Here is a 13,737-nt window from a genome sequence, read left to right on the forward strand (position 1 = left end):
TGTGGGAGCTGGCTTGCCTGCGATGCAGACACCGCGTTTTTTCAGTTACAACGCAGTGATGCAATCGCAGGCAAGCCAGCTCCCACATTTTGTCCGGTGCAATTTATAAGATGGGGGAAATCAACCGCGCCACGCGCATCCCCAGTTGCTGCAGGCGGCGAGTCTGCTGGCTTTCTTCCTGGCTGGTTTCGTGGGCCTGGGCGAAGTCGTCCAGCAGCATATGTTCCACTTCGCTGGCGAAGGCTTTATCGACGGTCAGCAACATCACTTCAAAGTTGAGGCGGAACGAACGGTTGTCCAGGTTCGCACTGCCGATGGCGCTGATTTCGCGGTCTACCAGCACCACTTTCTGATGCAAGAACCCCGGCTTGTAGCGGAATACCCGCACGCCGGCGCGCACCGCCTCAATCGCGTACAGGCTGGAGGCGGCGTAGACAATGCGGTGGTCGGGGCGTGACGGCAGCAGCAGGCGCACGTCCACGCCGCGCAACACCGCCAAGCGCAGTGCGGCGAATACGGCTTCGTCAGGGATGAAATACGGGCTGGTGATCCACACCCGCTCAGTCGCCGCATGAATGGCTTCGACGAAAAACAGCGAGCAGGTCTCATACGGGTCCGCCGGACCGCTGGCCAGCAATTGGCAGAGCACGCCGTCATCGGCATAGGTGTCGGGCAGGATCAGCGGCGGCAGTTCACGCGCGGCCCAGAACCAGTCTTCGGCAAACGACTCCTGCAGGCACGCCACCACCGGGCCGCTGACTTGCACATGGGTGTCGCGCCAGGGGGCCAGCGGTGGTTTCTTGCCCATGTATTCGTCGCCGACGTTATGCCCGCCGACAAACCCGGTCAGGCCATCGACCACGACAATCTTGCGGTGATTGCGGAAATTTACCTGGAAACGATTGAACCAGCCGCTGCGGGTGGCAAACGCCTTGATCTGCACCCCGGCGTCACGCAGCGATTGCACATAACCGTGGGGCAGGGAATGGCTGCCGATGCGGTCATACAGCACATAGATGGCCACACCCTCGGCGGCCTTGGCCTTGAGCAGGCTGTGCAGCTGGCGCCCCAGTTGATCGTCATGAATGATGAAAAACTGCACCAGCACCGCAGTCTTGGCGGCACCGATGGCGTCGAAGATGGCGCTGAAGGTGGCGTCGCCATTGACCAGTAAACGCACCTGGTTATTGGCCAGGCACGGCATGCGTCCCAGCTTGGGCATGGCGCGCAGCGAGGCATAGGCGTGGGAGTTGCGCGCGGCCAGGGCTTCTTCGACCCAGGGGCGCCAGTTCAATTCGGTGATGGCCTTGTGCATTTCCTGGTTGGCCTGGCGCCGGGCCTGGATATAGGCATCGAAGCTGCTGCGGCCAAAGATCAGGTAGGGGATCAGCGTCAGGTACGGCATGAACATCAGCGACAGTGCCCAGGCAATCGAGCCTTGGGCGGTACGCACGGTCAGCACCGCGTGCAGGGCGGCCAGGGAGCCGAGAAAATGCAGGGTGGCGATAAAGTAGCCAAGCAAATGCGGGCCGAAGAAATCCATGGACAACGATACTCCTGACGATCCAATGCGTAACAGACCATGTTCGACGGCGATTGTCGCTATTTTATTGAGCATGCAACGCCGAGCGCTTTGCGACGTCTAACGCCGACAATTACCCAGGAGTTACCCGATGAATGCTCGTCTGCTTGGTTTGGCCATGGTTGTAGGGTTGACGCTGCCTGTGGCAGCGCAGGCGCAGATGTTGGCGCCGGGCTTGTGGGAATTGACCACCAGCAATATGAAAGTCGATAACCAGAACCTGCCGGACTTGTCGTTGATCCTCGGCCAACTGAAACAACAGATGACCCCGGAACAGCGCGCGATGCTGGAAAAACAGGGCATCACCATGGCCGGCAAAGGTGTGCAGGTCTGCCTGACGCCGGCCCAGGTAGCCTCCGATACCATCCCGCTGACCGACCCGCAATCGGGTTGCAAGCAAGAGGTCACCGACAAGACTGGCAACCAGTGGAAATTCCGCTTCAGTTGCCCGAAAGCCCAGGGCACGGGCGTGGCCACATTCCAGAGCCAGAAGGCATTCACCACCACGGTCAACGGCACCTTCAATGCCACCGGCGTGCAGCAGAACGGCAGCCTCGACACCCAGGCACAGTGGCTGGGTAACGACTGCGGCACGGTCAAGCCCCGCGCCTGAACGGCTCCTGGGTTTTAGCGCAGAAAATGCAGGGGCAGCCCCTGGCAACTGTCAATGACCTGCCCCTGGTGCCAGGCCACATGGCCTGACACCAGGGTAGTGCTGACGCTATGGCGAAAGCTGCGCCCGGCAAAGGGTGTCCAGCCGCAGCGGGCGAGGATCGGCTGGCTGCTCACCGGCTTGCCTGCGGGCTCGGGCTTGATCAGTACCAGGTCGGCCCAGTAGCCCTCGCGTAGATAACCCCGGTCAGGAATGGCGAACAGGTCGGCGACGCGATGACTGGTTTTCGCCACCAGGGTGGTCAGGGGCAACAGGCCGTCAGCCACCAACTCCAGCAATGCCGGTAGCGCATGTTGCACCAGGGGCAATCCCGCAGGCGCTTCGCGGTACGCCCGTTGTTTTTGCTCCCAGGTATGAGGCGCATGGTCGGTGCCGATCACATCCAGGCGATCGCTCAGCAGTGCCAGGCGCAGGGCATTGCGGTCGGCGCGGGTCTTGATCGCCGGGTTGCATTTGATCTGGTGCCCGAGGCGGGCGTAGTCGCGGTCATCGAACAGCAGGTGATGCACGCACACTTCTGCAGTGATGCGTTTTTCTGCCAGCGGTTTGTCTTCAAACAGTGGCAGTTCCCGGGCGCTGGTCAGGTGCAACACATGCAGGCGCGTACCGTGGCGGCGCGCCAATTCCACGGCCAGGGACGAGGAGCGATAGCAGGCTTCGGCGTCGCGAATCAGTGGGTGGGCGACGGCGGGGATTGCCTCGCCAAACCGGTTTCGCAAACGTTGCTCATTGGCCTGGATGCTCGGCGTGTGTTCGCAATGGGCCAGGAGAATGGTCGGCACCTCGGCAAACAGGCGCTCCAGAACCCTTGGATCATCCACCAGCATATTGCCGGTGGAGGCGCCCATGAAGACTTTGACCCCGGCGACCTGCCGCGGATCAAGGGCGGCCACGGTGTCGAGGTTGTCGTTGCTGACGCCAAAGTGAAACCCATAATTGGCCACCGAGTGCAGCGCGGCGCGGCGTTTCTTGTCGGCCAGGGCTTCCAGGGTCAGGGTCGCCGGTTGGGTATTGGGCATGTCCATGAAACTGGTGATGCCACCGGCCACCGCGGCGCGGGACTCGCTGTAGAAACTGCCTTTATCCGATGCCCCCGGTTCGCGGAAATGCACCTGGTCGTCGATCATGCCCGGCAGCAACCATTGGCCTTGGGCATCGATCTCGATCTCGGCCGTTTGCCCCTGGAGACTACTGGCGATGTTTTCGATACGGCCGTTGGCGACCAGCACGTCGGCGTCGAATTCCCGGCCCTCATTCACCAGGCGGGCGTTGCGGATCAGCAGGCGGCTCATGTTCAGAACTCGTTTTGCAGGGCTTTGTAGCCGCGCACCAGGTCGACATTGGTGCGCGCCACGTCTTCGGAAAACTCCGACGCGCTGACGCTGACGGGCGGGAACTGCGACAGGTCGGTATTGGGCCCGATACGGGTGGTGGACGGCACGTAGAAGGCGGCCGGCAAGTCGCGGCCATCGACCACCGAGTTGTGCCGCACCACGCAGCCATCGCCGACCACGCAGTTGAACAGCACGCTGTTGAAGCCGATAAACACCCGGTCGCCGACGGTGCAGGGGCCGTGGACAATCGAGCGATGGGCGATGGAGGTGAATTCGCCGATGGTCACCGCCGCCCCGGATTTGGAGTGGATCACCACGCCGTCCTGAATATTGGAGTTGGCGCCGATGGTGATCGGGTCCATGGCGCCGTCGGCGTTGACTTCGTCGGCGCGGATCACCGCATAGGGGCCGACAAATACGTTCTCGCCGATGATCACCTTGCCGCAGATGATCGCGGTTTTATCCACGTAGGCCGATTCGGCAATCACCGGCAGATCGCCGGAAGGGTTCTTGCGGATCATGCAGCAGGTTCCTTGAGGGGCGCGGTGAGGATATGCACTTGGTCGTCTTCGATGGCGTTGTAAAAGCAGGTGGGGCGGCCGGTATGGCAGGCCGGGCCTTGTTGGTCGACGATCAGCAAGATGGCATCGCCGTCGCAGTCCAGGCGTGCTTCGATCAATTGCTGCCAGTGGCCGGAGCTTTCGCCTTTGCGCCACAACTGCTGGCGTGAGCGTGACCAGTAGCAAACCTGGCCGCTGGTGAGGGTTTCGTCGAGGGCCCGGCGGTTCATCCAGGCCAGCATCAACACCTCGCCGCTGCCGTGTTGCTGGGCAATGGCGGCGATCAGTCCGTCACGGTTCCACGGCAAGGCCTCCAGCACCGGGGCCAGGGGAAAGCGGCTGCCCACGGCGGCGGCTTCCAGGTCGAGCATTGTCAGCTTCATGGTGTGCCCAAGGCCGCCCTCGTCCAACGGCTTTCGGCCACCGCGTCATGGGCGTGCAGGCTTTCGGCGTGGATGACCTTCAGGTGAAAGGCTTGCACCGTATCCAAACGTTTTAGCGCCAGATTCAGACGGCGAGCGGCGTCCTCGCAGAACATCAGGTTCTGGCCATTGGCCAAGGCGAAGGCTTGTTCATCGGCGCGTTTTACGGCGGTCTGTACGGCGGTGCCGAGGGCTGCTTCAGCCTGGTCAATCACGTCAGTCAGGGGCAAGGCTTGAACGCCGGGTTGCAGATGGACCTGCAACAGCGCACTGCTGCGTTGGCTGTGGGGGGTGGCGACGATGCCGTTGGGGCTGCCCAGCCAGGCCAATACCTCTTCGTGTTGCAATGAGGTGTTGGCGAAATCATCGACAAATTGCTGTTGAATCAACTGCCTGGCGAGGGCGGCTGAGCACGGACAGGTTGAGGAGTAGCTCACGTCAATTTTTAGTTCCACGTGGAACATCTGTTTTTCCAGACGCGCTTCGATGGTCACTGGGTAGGTCTTCCAGCCTGATAGCGGGCTGACCAATGCCGGGCGTTTAAGCAGCAAGTCGCTATGAATCCGCAGGTAGGCGCTGCTCGATAACCCTTCGTGGCTATCGAGGAATTGCTGCAACACCTGGCGCAACAGCGCCGGCCGCAGGTCTTGTTGCTCAAGCATTGCCAGCGCCAGGTACAGGCGCGACATATGAATGCCGCGCGCCGCGCCGTCATCCAGGCTCACGCCCGCATCGGCCTTGGCGCTCAAGCGTTGGCCGTCGATCAGGATAGGAAGGGCAATGCCGCACATGCCCACCCAGTCGAGAGGCAAGGCTTGGCGAGAAGCCTGCGCGGCGATATCCGGCAGAGTCAGCGCATTCATGAGCAGGTCCGTCGTTGAAAATAATCCGACATGTTATATTATAACAATTGAATCGACGATTATTTTTCTACGACAGGCCTAGCACCCACTGATCCGGCTGCAGGTGAACTTGGCGCTGGAACCCCCCGAACTGGAAAACCGGTTGATCGTGGTCCAGCCCACACGCCGTGTGTAGCCGACCCACGCCTCACCGTCGGAGGCCAGCCCGGTAAAGAACGTCAATTGGCCATAGCGGCTATTAGTCTGCGCCCAGTAGCGCTTGCCGATCACCTCGAACCCGCGCAAATACGTGGTGTTGCCTGCGGTCGCGACACTGTAGGCATTGCCCTGGGCATCGACGCAGGCCAACAGGGTGGCACTGCGGGTGCAGGTGGCCAGCGGGCCGGGCACTTGGGCGCCGGCCTGGGTCGCCGCCAGCAGCAACACGCTGCATAACAGGTATCTCATCGCGGTTCTCGGGGCATGGAGGGGCTCAAGGATTGCGCCCTTCGTCGTGACGGGCAAGAGGGGATTGGCTTATTTGTATTGTTATACTATAACATAAAAGCACAGCCTGACCCGTGAACCGTCCCGATGACTGAACAAGACCTGCTTGCCCAACCGCCTGCGGATTACATGAATGAGGCCCAGCAAGCCTTTTTCCGCGAGCGGCTATTGGACCAGCGCGATGACCTGCAAGCGCGCATCGAAGCCGAATTTATCGTGCTGCGCGAGCAAGAGCCCAACAGCGACCTCGCCGATATCGGCAGTGCCGAAGAACAGCGCCAGTGGCAATTGCGCCTGCTGGAGCGGGAAAAGAAGCTGCTGGACAAGATCGACGAAGCCCTTGAGCTCCTGGCGCGTGGTGAATACGGCTGGTGCCGCGAGACGGGCGAGCCGATTGGCCTCCAGCGTCTGTTGCTGCGGCCCACCGCCACCCTGTGTATCGAAGCCAAAGAACGTGAAGAGCTGCGCGAACGCCATCAACGGGCGATTTGACCGGCCACCCTGATGAGGAACACCCGATGACCGACCGTCTACCCGTTACCGTGCTCTCCGGCTTTCTCGGCGCCGGTAAAAGCACGCTGCTCAATTACGTCCTGCGCAACCGCGAAAATCTGCGGGTGGCGGTGATCGTCAACGATATGAGCGAAATCAACATTGATGGCGCCGCAGTCCAGCGCGACGTCAGCCTCAATCGCGCCGAAGAAAAACTGGTGGAGATGAGCAACGGCTGCATCTGCTGCACCTTGCGCGAAGACTTGCTGGTCGAGGTAGGAAAGCTCGCCAGGGAGGGTCGGTTCGATTACCTGCTGATCGAATCCACCGGCATTTCCGAGCCGCTGCCGGTGGCGGAAACCTTCACCTTTCGCGATGAAAACGGCCAGAGCCTGGCGGATATTGCGCGGCTCGACACCATGGTCACCGTGGTCGACGGCATGAACTTCCTGCTCGATTACCAGGCGGCCGAAAGCCTGGCGTCCCGCGGCGAAACGTTGGGTGAGGACGATGAACGCTCCATCACCGACCTGCTGATTGAACAGATCGAGTTCGCCGACGTCATTCTGATCAGCAAGATCGACCTGATCAGCCGCCACGAACGTGAAGAACTGGTGGCCATCCTGGAGCGCCTGAATGCCCAGGCGCGCATTATCCCCATGGTGATGGGCGAGGTGCCGCTGGCCGAGATCCTCAATACCGGGCGTTTTGATTTTGAGCGCGCGGCCCAGGCGCCGGGCTGGTTGCAGGAGCTGCGCGGCGAACATGTGCCGGAAACCGAGGAATATGGCATCGCCTCCACGGCTTATCGGGCGCGCCGGCCATTCCATCCCCAGCGCTTTTTCGACTTTATCGACCGCCCGTGGAGCAATGGCAAGCTGCTGCGCTCCAAGGGGTTTTTTTGGCTGGCCAGCAAGCACCGCGACGCTGGCAGTTGGTCCCAGGCCGGTGGCCTGATGCGCCATGGTTTTGCCGGTCGCTGGTGGCGCTTTGTGCCGAAAAGCCAATGGCCCGAGGACCAGGAAAGCGTCGCGGCAATCATGGGTAACTGGCAACTGAGCACCGGCGATTGCCGCCAGGAACTGGTGTTTATCGGGCAGAACATCGATTTTGTGCAGATGCGTATGGAACTGGACGCGTGTCTGCTGACGGATGAAGAAATGGCCCTGGGCGCCGAAGGTTGGGGCCTGCTGGCCGATCCTTTTGGCCCTTGGTACGAGGAGGCAGCCGCCTGATGCTGGCACCTGTGATTCAACTGCGCCCGGTGATTCGCCAGACCCGTGGGGAAACCCCGTTGGCCCTCGCCGACATCCTGGATAACGGCGTCAACCTGGCGCTGTGGCAGCGCCAGTTGCCGCTGCACATCGCCGAGTTTGGCGCGTTGCTGGTCTCGCTGGACGAGCCGCTCGCCGAGTCGCTGGTGGTGGAGTTGGACAGCGAAGACGCCGAACCCAACTTGCAGGGGCTGGCCGCAGGCTGTCGTGACCTTGAGGGCTACGAAGGCTTTATCGCTGATGTTGCCTGGCTGATCAGCGCTTTTGCCTGCCTGTTGGGCGCCAAGCGTATTGGCGTGCGGCTGAGGCTGCTGGACAAGGCCATGTGCCCGCGCTTTCACGTCGATCACGTGCCCGTGCGTTTGATCACCACCTATGCTGGCATCGGCAGCCAATGGCTGCGCGAAGGGGTGATGGACCGGCGCCAGTTGAGCCAGGCAGACGCGGAACCCCGCGAGCGTATCGAGCAGATCCACTGTGGCGAAGTCGCCCTGCTCAAGGGCGAAAAGTGGCGCGGCAATGAAGGCTATGGCTTGATTCACCGCTCGCCGACGCTGGCCGCCAACGAGCGACGGCTGATTCTGACGCTGGATTGGCTGGCATAACCGGGTAGGATCAAGCGTCTCTACACGGCCTGAATAATGTCCACGATGCTGCAGAATATTCCCACGCATGTGATTGCCGGCCCATTGGGGGCCGGCAAGACCAGTTTGATCAAACACCTGTTCACCCAGCGTCCGGCCAACGAGCGCTGGGCCGTGTTGATCAATGAGTTCGGGCAGATCGGCCTGGATGCCGCGCTGCTGACCCTGGATGACGACGGCATTGCCCTTGGCGAAGTGGCCGGTGGCTGTTTGTGTTGTGTGAACGGTGCGCCGTTCCAGGTAGGGCTGGGCCGCCTACTGCGTAAGGCCAAGCCGGACCGGCTGTTTATCGAGCCCTCTGGGTTGGGGCACCCGGCGCAATTGCTTGCGCAGTTGCGCCAGGCGCCCTGGCAAACCGTGCTTGCCGTCCAGCCTTGTGTGCTGGTACTCGACGCCCAGGCACTGGCGGCGGGCAGACCGTTGCCCGACGCGCAACGCGAGGCATTGGCCAGCGCCGGGTTGCTGGTGCTGAACAAGGAAGAAGGGCTGGACCCCGCGCAACGAACCGCGATCGAAAGGGCACTGCCGGCCTGCGAGGTTTACTGGGCGCGGCAGGCGCAGTTGCCATTGGCTCGGCTACCGGGGTTTGGTGCACAGGCCGGGGCGGCTGTGGATAACTTTCAAGTGCCCAAGGGAGTGGCGCAAATCCCGGCAATCTGGAGCGATCCGTGTGTGCCGATTTGCCTGCATCAGGCCCAGGAGGGGGGCTGGAGCATCGGTTGGCGCTGGCACCCGAGCCAGCAGTTCGCCCCCACGCTGCTGCGGCAATGCTTGCAGGGCCTGGACTGGCGTCGTGCCAAATTGGTTATCCACAGCGCCGCGGGTTGGGTCTCGGCCAACGCTGTGGATAACACCACGCTCACCTGGCAGCCCAGCGAATGGCGCCGGGACTCGCGCATCGAGCTGATCTTTCGCGAAGAGCAGGACGTGACAGCACTGCAAAAAGCCCTGGCCGCTTGCCGTCAGTGACGGCCCTTGCCGTGCTCCTGGCGCCACTGGCTCAGTTCAATCACTTCGGCGCTGGGCTGTGGTGTCTTTATTTCAAACGGGTAGGGCGCCAGTTCGATCTGCGCACTGTGGGCCCCAAACTGGGTGATGGTGCCGGGATGACGGGCTTCGCCGGTCACGGTGAATTCAAAGTTGTAGACCCGCGCCAAACGCCGTCGGCCGCTGGCGTCCTTGACGAAACCGATGCGTTTCAAGGCCACGGCACCATCGAGCAGTTCGATGTCGAGCTTGGCGCAATGCTGTTTGACCCTCTCCAGCGCGCGCTCGCGCAAGCCGTGGTTGTGCCACACCCAGGCGGCAGCCGCCGCCAGCAGCATCAGCACAAAGATATTTCCCAGGGTCAGCATGCGATTTGCTCCAACAAAGTAAGGCCAGCTTAACTGTGTCTCCGGTCTGTCGTACAGGCTGCTTTTAGTCGCATACTGCGCGGCCAGAATTTAACGGTTTTACGGAAGTTTCCTGCATGAAACGTACTCCTCATCTGCTTGCGATCCAGTCCCATGTGGTCTTCGGCCATGCCGGCAACAGCGCCGCCGTGTTTCCCATGCAGCGGGTGGGGGTGAATGTCTGGCCGCTCAACACTGTGCAGTTCTCCAACCATACCCAGTATGGCCAGTGGGCGGGAGAAGTGTTGGCGCCGCAGCAAATTCCTGCGCTGGTGGAGGGGATTGCGGCGATTGGCGAGCTGGGCAACTGCGATGCAGTGCTGTCCGGCTACTTGGGCAGCGCCGCCCAGGGCCGGGCGATCCTGAGCGGTGTGGCACGGATCAAGGCGATCAACCCCAAGGCCCTGTACCTGTGCGACCCGGTAATGGGCCACCCGGAAAAAGGCTGCATCGTGCCCCAGGAAGTCAGTGATTTTTTGCTGGACGAAGCGCTGGCCATGGCTGACTTCTTGTGCCCCAACCAATTGGAGCTGGACAGTTTTTGCGGGCGTAAACCGCAGTCGCTGTTCGATTGCCTGGGCATGGCGCGGGCCCTGCTGGCCCGTGGACCGAAAGCGGTGCTGGTCAAGCACTTGGATTATCCAGGCAAGCTGGCAGAGGGTTTCGAGATGCTGCTGGTGACGGCTGAAGGCAGTTGGCACCTGCGTCGGCCATTGCTGGCCTTTGCGCGCCAGCCGGTGGGGGTCGGCGACCTGACGTCGGGCCTGTTCCTGGCGCGGGTGTTGCTGGGCGACAGCCTGCTGGCGGCCTTCGAGTTCACCGCCGCAGCCGTGCACGAAGTACTGCTGGAAACCCAGGCGTGCGCCAGCTACGAGTTGGAATTGGTGCGGGCCCAGGACCGCATCGCCCATCCGCGTGTGCGCTTTGAAGCCACGCCGATCAGCCTCTAACACCACCAGCCCAATGTGGGGTCCACAGCCTGGGATCAGAGAGTGTCAGCCTTGATCTCCTGGTAGCGCTTCTCCAGCTCCTGGCGAACCTGCCGGCGCTGTTTGGCCTGGATAAACCGGCGCTTGTCTTCACTGCTCTGTGGCTGCAACGTGGGCACGGCGGTCGGTTTGCGGTCGTCGTCGACGGCGACCATGGTGAAGAAGCAACTGTTGGTATGGCGTACCGAACGCTCGCGGATGTTCTCGGTGACGACCTTGACCCCCACTTCCATCGACGTATTGCCGGTGTAGTTGACCGAAGCCAGGAATGTCACGAGCTCGCCCACATGGATCGGCTCGCGAAAAGTCACCTGGTCCACCGACAGTGTGACTACGTAGCGGCCGGCATAACGGCTGGCGCAGGCGTAGGCCACTTCGTCGAGGTATTTGAGCAGGGTGCCACCGTGGACATTGCCTGAAAAATTGGCCATATCAGGGGTCATCAATACCGTCATCGACAGCTGGGCGTTTCCGGGTTCCATAGCACACTCACGGTTGTAGGCATTGGTTGGGGGGCACCTCTGCGGATGCTGGAATCATTACAGCGCCATCCCTTACGGGACGCCGGGGCGGGGCTTGCCGTCACGCCCGGGTCGATCTGTTTCCATATATTGCACCGGCTTTCTGCCGCAAGTCGCGGTGTTACCCTTGAAAAGCTCATTTCAAGGGCATTTCTTACGAATAACACAGACTTTTCCTTCCGCACATTGCGCGCCGTTGTGGCGGCTGCGTGGAACCTGGGAACGTGCCAGTACCCTCAAGGAGCCCCTCGCCATGCACGCCATCAGCTTTATCCAGGACTTGGCGGTGATCATGCTCGTGGCAGGGGTGGTGACCATCCTGTTCCACCGTCTCAAGCAGCCGGTCGTCCTGGGGTACATCGTCGCCGGCTTTATCATCGGCCCGCACACCCCGCCATTCGGCCTGATCCACGACGAAGACACCATCAAGACCCTGGCTGAGCTGGGGGTGATCTTCCTGATGTTCTGCCTGGGCCTGGAGTTCAGCCTGCGCAAGCTGTTCAAGGTGGGCGCCACGGCGTTTATCGCGGCCTTCCTGGAAATCATCCTGATGATCTGGATTGGCTACGAAATTGGCCAATGGTTCGACTGGAACACCATGGACTCGCTGTTCCTCGGCGCGATTCTGGCGATTTCCTCGACCACCATCATCGTCAAGGCCCTCAACGACCTGAAGATGAAAAACCAGCGCTTTGCCCAACTGATCTTTGGCGTGCTGATCGTCGAAGACATTCTGGGCATTGGCATCATCGCCCTGCTGTCGAGTATCGCCGTCAGTGGCACGGTCAGTTCCGGCGAGGTGTTTTCCACGGTCGGCAAGCTCTCGCTGTTCATGATCGTGGCCCTGGTGATCGGCATCTTGCTGGTGCCACGGCTGCTGGCCTACGTGGCCAAGTTTGAAAGCAACGAGATGTTGCTGATCACCGTCCTGGGCCTGTGTTTCGGTTTTTGCCTGCTGGTGGTCAAGCTGGAGTACAGCATGGTGCTGGGCGCCTTCCTGATCGGTGCGATCATGGCTGAATCCCGGCAGTTGCTGAAAATCGAGCGCCTGATCGAGCCGGTTCGCGACATGTTCAGCGCGATCTTCTTTGTGGCCATCGGCTTGATGATCGACCCGCAGATCCTGCTGCAATACGCGTGGCCGATTGCGGTGATTACCGTGGCCGTGGTGCTGGGCAAGATGCTGTCCTGTGGCCTTGGCGCGTTTATCGCCGGTAACGACGGCCGCACCTCGTTGCGGGTGGGCATGGGGCTGTCACAGATTGGCGAGTTTTCTTTCATCATTGCGGCGCTGGGGATGACCTTGCAGGTCACCAGCGACTTTCTCTACCCGGTGGCGGTGGCCGTGTCGGCGATTACCACCTTGCTCACGCCGTACCTGATTCGTGGTGCCGACCCGTTGTCCTTGAAGATCGCGGCGGTGATGCCGCAGCGCCTGAGCCGGGTGTTTGGCCTGTATGGCGAATGGCTGCGCAGCATCCAACCCCAGGGCGAAGGCGCGATGCTGGCGTCGATGATCCGCAAGATCATCCTGCAGGTGGGGGTGAACCTGGCGCTGGTGGTGGCAATCTTCTTTACCGGTAGCTTTTTCGCCGCGCGGATTGGCGGGTATCTGCAAGGCTGGATCAGTGATCCAAGTTGGCAGAAGGCATTGATCTGGGGCGCTGCGTTGTTGCTGTCGCTGCCATTTTTGATCGCCGCGTATCGCAAGCTCAAGGCGCTGTCGATGTTGCTGGCGGAGATGAGTGTGAAGCCGGAAATGGCCGGGCGCCATACCCAGCGCGTGCGGCGAGTGATTGCCGAACTGATCCCGATCCTCTCGCTGTTGGTGATTTTCCTGCTATTGGCAGCCTTGTCGGCCAGTATCCTGCCGACCAACAAGTTGCTGGTGTTGATTGCCGTGGTGGCGGCGGCAGTGGCCGCCGTGCTCTGGCGCTGGTTCATCCGCATCCATACGCGTATGCAGGTAGCCTTGCTGGAGACCCTGGACAATCACAAGGACACGCCGGAGCACTGACCGTATGTGGCGAGGGGGCAAGCCCATCGCCACGTAAACCGGCCTGTCACAGGCTTGGGATCAGCTTTCCAGCCACACGTCCCGTGCCCAGTGCCACACCGACTCCCAGGACTCTTCGGTCACCAGTTCCTCTTCACCGGACCACAACACCACCGTGCCGTCTTCTTCGACGCAGTAGTAGTCGTCGCCGTCCTGGCAAATCGGGATCAGCTCGCGAGGCACGCCAATATCCCAGGCATTGGCGGCGACTTCCGGCAGATAGGTGTGGGACTGGGGGTCGGTGATGGTCACCGGCTCCAGGCTGCCATACACCACATCGCTGACGGTCAGCAGGAATTCCTTGAATACAAACGGGATGTTGATAAACAGCTGTTCTTCGACTTCCACCAACTGGTCTTCGTCGGGCAGTTCCAGAGGAACCGGTACCGGTTCGTTGGCTTCACGCAATTGTTCGATGACTTCTTCCACGGCCGGGATCCTCATGCT

Annotated in this window: 16 protein-coding genes; 7 read left to right on the forward strand and 9 right to left on the reverse strand. The window is 61.3% G+C overall.

All coding sequences use genetic code 11. The features are described 5' to 3' along the window. Positions 1-103 precede the first annotated feature (103 nt). Positions 104-1,543, reverse strand: a complete 1,440-nt coding sequence (gene cls, locus BLL38_RS13925) for a cardiolipin synthase (RefSeq protein ID WP_076963065.1) — start codon at positions 1,541-1,543, stop codon at positions 104-106. Between the two features lie 130 nt (positions 1,544-1,673). On the opposite strand from cls, the gene BLL38_RS13930 reads away from it, so the two are divergent. After that, the gene (locus BLL38_RS13930) at positions 1,674-2,195 is read left to right on the forward strand and encodes a DUF3617 domain-containing protein (protein WP_076963066.1); all 522 of its coding nucleotides are present in this window, start codon (positions 1,674-1,676) and stop codon (positions 2,193-2,195) included. A 14-nt stretch (positions 2,196-2,209) separates the two neighbouring features. On the opposite strand, the gene BLL38_RS13935 is transcribed toward BLL38_RS13930, so the two are convergent. The 5 genes from BLL38_RS13935 to BLL38_RS13955 form a co-directional block, all read right to left on the reverse strand. Beyond that, entirely contained in the window at positions 2,210-3,547 is a 1,338-nt protein-coding gene (locus BLL38_RS13935) for a dihydroorotase (protein WP_076963067.1), read from the reverse strand. Positions 3,548-3,549: 2 nt separating this feature from the next. After that, on the reverse strand, positions 3,550-4,110 hold the full coding sequence (locus tag BLL38_RS13940) for a gamma carbonic anhydrase family protein (RefSeq protein WP_076963068.1): 561 nt from the start codon (positions 4,108-4,110) through the stop codon (positions 3,550-3,552). Next, positions 4,107-4,532 (reverse strand): phosphoribosyl-AMP cyclohydrolase, encoded by a 426-nt coding sequence (gene hisI / locus BLL38_RS13945; RefSeq protein WP_076963069.1) that lies wholly within the window; start codon positions 4,530-4,532, stop codon positions 4,107-4,109. Before hisI ends, BLL38_RS13940 begins: the two co-directional genes overlap by 4 nt. Beyond that, positions 4,529-5,434 (reverse strand): GTP cyclohydrolase FolE2, encoded by a 906-nt coding sequence (gene folE2, locus BLL38_RS13950; protein ID WP_076963070.1) that lies wholly within the window; start codon positions 5,432-5,434, stop codon positions 4,529-4,531. The genes hisI and folE2 overlap by 4 nt, the downstream gene beginning before the upstream one ends. A 78-nt stretch (positions 5,435-5,512) precedes the next feature. After that, positions 5,513-5,881, reverse strand: coding sequence for a glutamine synthetase (locus BLL38_RS13955; protein ID WP_076963071.1), 369 nt, complete (start codon positions 5,879-5,881; stop codon positions 5,513-5,515). A 126-nt stretch (positions 5,882-6,007) separates the two neighbouring features. On the opposite strand from BLL38_RS13955, the gene dksA reads away from it, so the two are divergent. Genes dksA through BLL38_RS13975 form a run of 4 tightly spaced genes read left to right on the forward strand, consistent with a single transcriptional unit; the run spans position 6,008 to position 9,299 of the window. Beyond that, positions 6,008-6,412 carry an RNA polymerase-binding protein DksA gene (gene dksA, locus BLL38_RS13960; RefSeq protein ID WP_076963072.1) on the forward strand — a complete coding sequence of 135 codons (405 nt, stop codon included), beginning with the start codon at positions 6,008-6,010 and terminating at the stop codon, positions 6,410-6,412. Between the two features lie 26 nt (positions 6,413-6,438). Next, positions 6,439-7,647: a zinc metallochaperone GTPase ZigA gene (gene zigA, locus BLL38_RS13965; RefSeq protein WP_076963073.1), complete on the forward strand. Its 1,209-nt coding sequence runs from the start codon at positions 6,439-6,441 to the stop codon at positions 7,645-7,647. Beyond that, positions 7,647-8,291, forward strand: a complete 645-nt coding sequence (locus BLL38_RS13970) for a DUF1826 domain-containing protein (protein ID WP_076963074.1) — start codon at positions 7,647-7,649, stop codon at positions 8,289-8,291. Before zigA ends, BLL38_RS13970 begins: the two co-directional genes overlap by 1 nt. A gap of 45 nt (positions 8,292-8,336) precedes the next feature. Beyond that, positions 8,337-9,299 (forward strand): CobW family GTP-binding protein, encoded by a 963-nt coding sequence (locus tag BLL38_RS13975; RefSeq protein WP_076963075.1) that lies wholly within the window; start codon positions 8,337-8,339, stop codon positions 9,297-9,299. Here BLL38_RS13975 and BLL38_RS13980 read toward each other — a convergent pair. Next, a complete protein-coding gene (locus tag BLL38_RS13980; protein WP_076963076.1) occupies positions 9,293-9,685 on the reverse strand; it encodes a DUF3301 domain-containing protein in 393 nt (130 codons plus the stop codon). The genes BLL38_RS13975 and BLL38_RS13980 overlap by 7 nt on opposite strands. A gap of 116 nt (positions 9,686-9,801) precedes the next feature. Between BLL38_RS13980 and pdxY the strand changes: the two genes are divergently transcribed. Beyond that, positions 9,802-10,674 (forward strand): pyridoxal kinase PdxY, encoded by an 873-nt coding sequence (gene pdxY, locus BLL38_RS13985; protein WP_076963077.1) that lies wholly within the window; start codon positions 9,802-9,804, stop codon positions 10,672-10,674. A gap of 35 nt (positions 10,675-10,709) precedes the next feature. Here the strand turns inward: pdxY and BLL38_RS13990 are convergent, their stop codons facing one another. Beyond that, a complete protein-coding gene (locus BLL38_RS13990; RefSeq protein ID WP_076963078.1) occupies positions 10,710-11,195 on the reverse strand; it encodes an acyl-CoA thioesterase in 486 nt (161 codons plus the stop codon). Between the two features lie 292 nt (positions 11,196-11,487). Here BLL38_RS13990 and BLL38_RS13995 point away from each other — a divergent pair, with 292 nt between their 5' ends. Further along, positions 11,488-13,251, forward strand: coding sequence for a cation:proton antiporter (locus tag BLL38_RS13995; RefSeq protein ID WP_076963079.1), 1,764 nt, complete (start codon positions 11,488-11,490; stop codon positions 13,249-13,251). 60 nt (positions 13,252-13,311) lie between these two features. Here BLL38_RS13995 and BLL38_RS14000 read toward each other — a convergent pair whose 3' ends face one another. Beyond that, entirely contained in the window at positions 13,312-13,719 is a 408-nt protein-coding gene (locus BLL38_RS14000) for an SMI1/KNR4 family protein (protein WP_029290059.1), read from the reverse strand. Between the last annotated feature and the right edge of the window lie 18 nt (positions 13,720-13,737).

Origin of the sequence: Pseudomonas gessardii, from assembly GCF_001983165.1 — a bacterium.
GTDB lineage: Bacteria > Pseudomonadota > Gammaproteobacteria > Pseudomonadales > Pseudomonadaceae > Aquipseudomonas > Aquipseudomonas gessardii.

Coding starts and splice junctions, on each gene's coding strand:
- BLL38_RS13990 (WP_076963078.1), bottom strand. CDS start 11,195: ATGGAACCCGGAAACGCCCAGCTGTCGATGACGGTATTGATGACCCCT.
- BLL38_RS13975 (WP_076963075.1), top strand. CDS start 8,337: ATGCTGCAGAATATTCCCACGCATGTGATTGCCGGCCCATTGGGGGCC.
- BLL38_RS13930 (WP_076963066.1), top strand. CDS start 1,674: ATGAATGCTCGTCTGCTTGGTTTGGCCATGGTTGTAGGGTTGACGCTG.
- BLL38_RS13995 (WP_076963079.1), top strand. CDS start 11,488: ATGCACGCCATCAGCTTTATCCAGGACTTGGCGGTGATCATGCTCGTG.
- BLL38_RS13980 (WP_076963076.1), bottom strand. CDS start 9,685: ATGCTGACCCTGGGAAATATCTTTGTGCTGATGCTGCTGGCGGCGGCT.
- cls (WP_076963065.1), bottom strand. CDS start 1,543: ATGGATTTCTTCGGCCCGCATTTGCTTGGCTACTTTATCGCCACCCTG.
- BLL38_RS13940 (WP_076963068.1), bottom strand. CDS start 4,110: ATGATCCGCAAGAACCCTTCCGGCGATCTGCCGGTGATTGCCGAATCG.
- dksA (WP_076963072.1), top strand. CDS start 6,008: ATGACTGAACAAGACCTGCTTGCCCAACCGCCTGCGGATTACATGAAT.
- zigA (WP_076963073.1), top strand. CDS start 6,439: ATGACCGACCGTCTACCCGTTACCGTGCTCTCCGGCTTTCTCGGCGCC.
- folE2 (WP_076963070.1), bottom strand. CDS start 5,434: ATGAATGCGCTGACTCTGCCGGATATCGCCGCGCAGGCTTCTCGCCAA.
- hisI (WP_076963069.1), bottom strand. CDS start 4,532: ATGAAGCTGACAATGCTCGACCTGGAAGCCGCCGCCGTGGGCAGCCGC.
- pdxY (WP_076963077.1), top strand. CDS start 9,802: ATGAAACGTACTCCTCATCTGCTTGCGATCCAGTCCCATGTGGTCTTC.
- BLL38_RS13935 (WP_076963067.1), bottom strand. CDS start 3,547: ATGAGCCGCCTGCTGATCCGCAACGCCCGCCTGGTGAATGAGGGCCGG.
- BLL38_RS13955 (WP_076963071.1), bottom strand. CDS start 5,881: ATGAGATACCTGTTATGCAGCGTGTTGCTGCTGGCGGCGACCCAGGCC.
- BLL38_RS13970 (WP_076963074.1), top strand. CDS start 7,647: ATGCTGGCACCTGTGATTCAACTGCGCCCGGTGATTCGCCAGACCCGT.